Genomic DNA, 5688 nt, shown 5'->3' on the forward strand with positions numbered 1-5688 from the left:
GTGGCCTCCAAAAAGGTAACAGATGTATCTCGGCCCTGTCACGTCAAAAGCACGAATAGAGTCGAAAGCGCCGGTGAGCGGGTGCCCACCGGCGCTACCGAGTTGTTACCCGAAGGTGATCAGTGGTCCGCCTCGCCCATCCGGTGTACGAGGATGAAGTTGGTCGACCCCTCGACGCCCGGCACGTTGCCCGCGACGATCACGATGAGATCGTCCTCGTTGTACCCCTCGAGGGGGAGCAGCAGTTCGTCGGTCACCTTGACGAGCTCCGCCGTCTCGTGGACCCGGTCGGTCAGGAACGTCTCGGTGCCCCACGTGAGAGCCAACTGGCTCCGGATGCGCGGATCACCGGTGATGGCGATGAGCGGCAGGTGACTGTGCAACCGGGCGAGGCGGCGGACCGTGTCCCCGGTCGAGGTCACGGCGACGAGCGCCTTGGCGCCCAACCGCTCTCCGATCTCCCGCGCCGAGTAGGAGATGACCCCGCGTTTGGTCCGGGGGATGTGGACGAGGTCCGGCGCGGCGGTGGAATCGGACTCCACCGCGAGAGCGATCGACGACATGGTCCGCACCGCGTCGATGGGGTACTTGCCCACCGAGGTCTCTCCCGAGAGCATCACCGCGTCGGCCCCGTCGAGCACGGCGTTGGCGACGTCCGACGCCTCCGCCCGGGTGGGCCGGGAGTTGGTGATCATGGACTCGAGCATCTGCGTGGCCACGATGACCGGCTTCGCGTTCTCCCGGGCGATCTGGATCGCCCGCTTCTGGACCAGCGGCACGTCCTGCAGTGGCAACTCCACGCCCAGGTCGCCCCGTGCGACCATGATCGCGTCGAAGGCCAGGACGATGGATTCGAGATTCTTGACGGCCTCGGGCTTCTCGAGCTTGGCGATCACAGGGACGTGCACGCCGACCTCATCCATGATCGCGTGCACCAGGTCGACGTCCGCCGGAGACCGGACGAAGGACAGGGCGATGAAATCGACGCCCAGGTCCAGCGCGAACCGGAGGTCCGCGACGTCCTTCTCGCTCAGCGCCGGGACCGAGACGTTCATCCCCGGCAGGGACACCCCCTTGTTGTTGGAGACCGTGCCGCCCTCGGTGACGACGCAGTGGACGTCGTCACCCTCGACCCGCTGCACGGTCAGACCGATGTTGCCGTCATCCACGAGCAGTCGGTCGCCGGGGCGGGCATCGGCCGCCAGCCCCTTGTAGGTGGTGGACACGCGCTCCTTGGTCCCCTCCACATCCGCCACGGTGATGGCGACCATGTCACCCTCCGCCCACTCGTGGCGGCCCTCGATGAAGCGGCCGAGCCGGATCTTGGGGCCCTGGAGGTCCGCGAGCACACCGACGGCGTGCCCCGACTCGTCCGAGGCCTGGCGGACCCAGCGGTAGTTCGCTTCGTGGTCGGCATGGTCCCCGTGGCTGAAGTTGAGCCGGGCGACGTTCATCCCGGCATCGACGAGTTCACGGATGCCGGCCTCCGAGGCGACGGCGGGACCCAGGGTGCAGACGATCTTGGTACGACGGTTCACCCGTACCAATCTAGACCCCTCGCCGGGATGACCGGTGAACGCGACGTCAACGACCGGCCAACGGGGGTGCGTCCCCCGGGGACTCCTCGGTCACGTCCTCGGGAGCACGCAGCTCGGACGGGTCCTCGCGGCCCCGGCGTGCCCGCCACACGTAGATCAGCGCGGCCAGCATGACGACGACGGAGACGACGGTGTTGATGCGCAGCCCGAAGATCTCGGTCGCCGCATCCGCACGGAGCAGCTCGACCCAGAACCTCCCGAAGCAGTACAGGGCCACATAGAGCGCGAAGAGTCGGCCGTGCCCGAGCCGGAACCTGCGGTCGATCAGCACCAACGCCACGGCCACCAGGACGTTCCACAGGAGCTCGTACAGGAACGTGGGGTGCACGGTCGCGAGCACCTGCCCGGTGGACCGACCGAGGGTCTGGGAGTATCCGTACGCCTCGTCGTACCGCTGGTAGATCTCCAGGGCCCAGGGCACGTCGGTCTCGCGACCGTAGAGCTCCTGGTTGAAGTAGTTCCCCAGTCGACCGATTCCCTGCGCCAGGACGATGCCCGGGGCGACCGCGTCGCCGAACGCGCCGATCGCCCGGATCCCCTGCTGCCGCAGGCCGATGTAGGCACCGATCGCGCCCAGCGCGACCGCTCCCCAGATCCCCAGACCGCCGTCCCAGATCTTCAGCGCGTCGACCGGGTTCCTGCCCTCACCGAAGTAGCGGTACCAGTCCGTGGCCACGTGGTAGACGCGACCGCCCACGAGGCCGAAGGGGACGGCCCACAGCGCGGTGTCGAGGACGACCCCCGCGCGCCCCCCACGGGCGACCCACCGCTTCTCGCCCCACCAGATGGCCACGACGATGCCGAGGATGATCCACAGTGCGTACGCGCGCACGGGGAACGGACCGAGCTCCCAGACCCCCTGCGGAGGGCTGGGGATCACGAGTCGACTCCTCGCCGACGCACGCCCGACGCGAGATCGGCCGTCAACCGCGCGAGGGCGTCGCCTCCCTCGGTGGCGGCGGTGATGAGGGCGGAGCCCACGATCACCCCGTCGGCGTAGGAGGCGATCTCCGCTGCCTGGTCCCCGTTGCGCACACCGAGTCCGACTCCACACGGCAGGTCCGAGAGCTCGCGGACACGGGCGGTGAGGGTCCTGGGGGCATCCGAGACCACGTCCCGCGCCCCGGTGACCCCCATCACTGCCTGGACGTAGACGAATCCGCTCGTGTGGGACAGCGTCATGGCCAATCGTTCGGGCGTCGACGACGGCGCCACCAGGAAGACCCGGTCGACGCCGTGGGCGTCCGTCGCGGCGATCCACTCGTCCGCCTCGTCCGGGATCAGGTCCGGTGTGATGACCCCGGTCCCCCCGGCGGCCGCGAGGTCCGCCGCGAACCGGTCGACGCCGTATTGCAGGATCGGGTTCCAGTAGCTCATGACGACCGGGACCGCCCCGGCCTCGGCCACCGCGCGGACCACGTCGAAGGTGTCCCGGATGCGGAAGCCCGCCTCCAGTGCCACATCCGCGGCCGCCTGGATGGTGGGGCCGTCCATCATGGGATCCGAGTACGGGATCCCCACCTCGATGACGTCGCAGCCGCCGGCGACCATGGTGCGAACGGCCTGGACGGACCCCTCGACCGTGGGGTACCCCGCTGGGTAGTACCCGATGAGAGCGGCCCGGTTCTCCGCACGGCACCGCCCGAAGACCTCGCTCAGCGCGCTCATCCCTCGATCCCCCCGTCCGCGTACTCCCCCGCGCCGTCGTCCGCGCCCCGGCTCGAGTCCACCCCGGCCTCCGGGGGGGTCCCTCCGCCCAACAGGCCGAACCACCGGGCGGCGGTGTCGACGTCCTTGTCGCCTCGACCCGAGACGTTGACCAGTATCAGGTCGACGCCCTCGGCGGCGAGCTGCGCTGCTCCGGCGACCGCGTGGGCGGACTCGATGGCGGGGATGATCCCCTCGGTGCGGCACAGTTGGGCGAATGCGTCCATCGCCTGGGCGTCGGTCACCGGCCGGTATTCCGCGCGGCCGATGTCGGCGAGGTACGAGTGCTCGGGTCCCACACCCGGGTAGTCCAGCCCCGCCGAGATCGAGTGCGACTCGGTGGTCTGCCCGTCCTCGTCCTGCATGAGGTGCGCATAGGAGCCCTGGAAGACGCCCGGCCTGCCGGCGTTGACGGTCGCGGCGGTGCGACCGGACGCCACGCCGTCGCCGCCCGCCTCGCAGCCCACCAGGCGGACCGAGGAGTCGTCGATGAACGGGTGGAACAATCCGATCGCGTTGGACCCACCACCCACGCACGCCACCGCGGCGTCGGGCAGTCGTCCCACCCGCTCCAGCATCTGGGCGCGCGCCTCCGTACCCACCACCCGTTGGAAGTCGCGGACCATCGCGGGGAAGGGGTGTGGGCCGGCGGCGGTGCCGAACGCGTAGTACGTGTCGTCCGCACGGGAGACCCAGTCCCGCATCGCCTCGTTGATCGCGTCCTTGAGCGTCGCCGACCCCACCTCGACGGCCTCGACCTCCGCTCCGAGCAGCCGCATCCGGGCGACGTTCAGGGCCTGACGGCGGACGTCCACGGCACCCATGTAGATCTTGCACTCCAGTCCGAGCAGGGCGCACGCCGTGGCGGAGGCGACCCCGTGCTGTCCGGCCCCGGTCTCGGCGATCACACGCTTCTTGCCCATGCGGTGCGCGAGCAGCACCTGGCCGAGGACGTTGTTGATCTTGTGCGACCCGGTGTGGTTGAGGTCCTCCCGCTTGAGGAACACCCTGGCGCCGATCTCCGCCCCGAAACGTCCCGCCTCGTACAGGGGCGACGGCCGACCCGAGTAGTCGCGCTGGAGCCGGTCGAGCTCGTCGAGGTAGGCGTCGTCCGCGCGGGCCTTGGCGTAGGCGTCGGCGACCTCGTCGACGACCGCCATGAGCGCCTCGGGGACGTAGCGCCCACCGAATGCACCCCAGTGGCCCCGCTGGTCGGGCTCGTGTCCGGTGGTCGTCCGGAGCACGTCTCCCATCGAGGGCAGCGGTGTCAGCTCGTTAGAATTCACGGCTCCCAGTCTGCCGGAAGCGTGCGCCGGGGGCCTAGCGGGGTCCCTGCGGACACGACGGGTGGGAACCCGCCGTGGCCAGGGCGTTGCACGCCGCACGGGGGTCGCCTTTGGTCACCAGGCCCTCACCCACGAGGACCGCGTCCGCACCCACGCTGGCGTACGACAGGAGGTCGGACGCGTCACGGACGCCGGACTCGGCGATCTTGACCACTCCGGACGGCAGGCCCGGCGCGATGCGGGAGAACACATCACGGTCGACCTCGAGCGTCTTGAGATTCCGGGCGTTGACTCCGATCACGGTGGCACCGGCCTCGAGGGCGCGATCGGCCTCCTCCTCCGTGTGGACCTCCACCAGCGCCGTCATCCCCAGTGACTCCGTGCGGTCGAGCAGAGACACCAGGGCGTCCTGTTCCAGAGCCGCCACGATCAGCAGCACGAGATCGGCGCCGTGGGCCCGGGCCTCGTGGATCTGGTACGGCCCCACCACGAAATCCTTGCGGAGTACCGGGATGTCGACGGCCCGACGGACCGCGTCCAGGTCCGCCAGGCTGCCGTTGAAGCGGCGCTCCTCGGTCAGGCACGAGATGACGCGGGCACCACCCTCCTCGTACATCCGGGCGAGCACCGCGGGATCAGGGATGTCGGCGAGCGGACCCTTCGAGGGACTCGCGCGCTTGACCTCGGCGATGACGCCGACACCCGCCCCCCGGAGCGCCCTGAGCGCGTCCCGCGGCTCGGGCGCCGACCGGGCCGCCTTCTTGACCGCAGTGAGGTCGGTGACGGCCTCGCGGGCAGCGACGTCCTCGCGGACCCCGTCGATAATCGAGTCGAGCACGGTACCCACCGTGACCTCCCTCTGCAGTGTTCGGGCAGGAAGTGTGATCGAGATCAACAATAGAGGCAGCACATGGGGTTCTCAGAATCGGGACCCGCTCTCGCCGGGCTCACCCCGTGGGATCGCGACCCTCGTCGAGTTCCTGCCACAGGTCAGTGCCGGTGTCCACGGCGGACTCGCCGGTCCCCCGGCCCTGGCGACGTGCGGCGGGCGTCACGTAGCGATCGTCGCGCCGCACCCGACGGGTCGGCCAGATCAT

6 protein-coding genes are annotated in these 5688 nt (G+C 69.8%); all 6 read right to left on the bottom strand.

Annotated elements, in window-relative coordinates; all coding sequences use genetic code 11:
• Positions 1 to 119: 119 nt before the first annotated feature.
• Positions 120 to 1538 carry a pyruvate kinase gene (gene pyk / locus G6026_RS12355; protein WP_107756295.1) on the bottom strand — a complete coding sequence of 473 codons (1419 nt, stop codon included), beginning with the start codon at positions 1536 to 1538 and terminating at the stop codon, positions 120 to 122.
• A 46-nt stretch (positions 1539 to 1584) separates the two neighbouring features.
• Entirely contained in the window at positions 1585 to 2478 is an 894-nt protein-coding gene (gene lgt, locus G6026_RS12360) for a prolipoprotein diacylglyceryl transferase (RefSeq protein WP_182613350.1), read from the bottom strand.
• On the bottom strand, positions 2475 to 3266 hold the full coding sequence (gene trpA / locus G6026_RS12365; protein WP_107756293.1) for a tryptophan synthase subunit alpha: 792 nt from the start codon (positions 3264 to 3266) through the stop codon (positions 2475 to 2477). Before trpA ends, lgt begins: the two co-directional genes overlap by 4 nt.
• Positions 3263 to 4558, bottom strand: a complete 1296-nt coding sequence (gene trpB / locus G6026_RS12370) for a tryptophan synthase subunit beta (RefSeq protein ID WP_107756292.1) — start codon at positions 4556 to 4558, stop codon at positions 3263 to 3265. The genes trpA and trpB overlap by 4 nt, the downstream gene beginning before the upstream one ends.
• A 67-nt stretch (positions 4559 to 4625) precedes the next feature.
• Positions 4626 to 5438, bottom strand: a complete 813-nt coding sequence (trpC, locus tag G6026_RS12375) for an indole-3-glycerol phosphate synthase TrpC (RefSeq protein WP_182613351.1) — start codon at positions 5436 to 5438, stop codon at positions 4626 to 4628.
• A 100-nt stretch (positions 5439 to 5538) separates the two neighbouring features.
• Positions 5539 to 5688: a Trp biosynthesis-associated membrane protein gene (locus G6026_RS12380; RefSeq protein ID WP_182613352.1), complete on the bottom strand. Its 150-nt coding sequence runs from the start codon at positions 5686 to 5688 to the stop codon at positions 5539 to 5541.

The organism is Dietzia sp. DQ11-38-2 (assembly GCF_014145055.1).
Taxonomy (GTDB): Bacteria; Actinomycetota; Actinomycetes; order Mycobacteriales; family Mycobacteriaceae; genus Dietzia.

Excerpts from the sequence above, each read along its gene's own strand:
- trpA (WP_107756293.1), bottom strand. The coding sequence starts at position 3,266 with ATGAGCGCGCTGAGCGAGGTCTTCGGGCGGTGCCGTGCGGAGAACCGG.
- trpB (WP_107756292.1), bottom strand. The coding sequence starts at position 4,558 with ATGGGAGACGTGCTCCGGACGACCACCGGACACGAGCCCGACCAGCGG.
- G6026_RS12380 (WP_182613352.1), bottom strand. The coding sequence starts at position 5,688 with ATGATCTGGCCGACCCGTCGGGTGCGGCGCGACGATCGCTACGTGACG.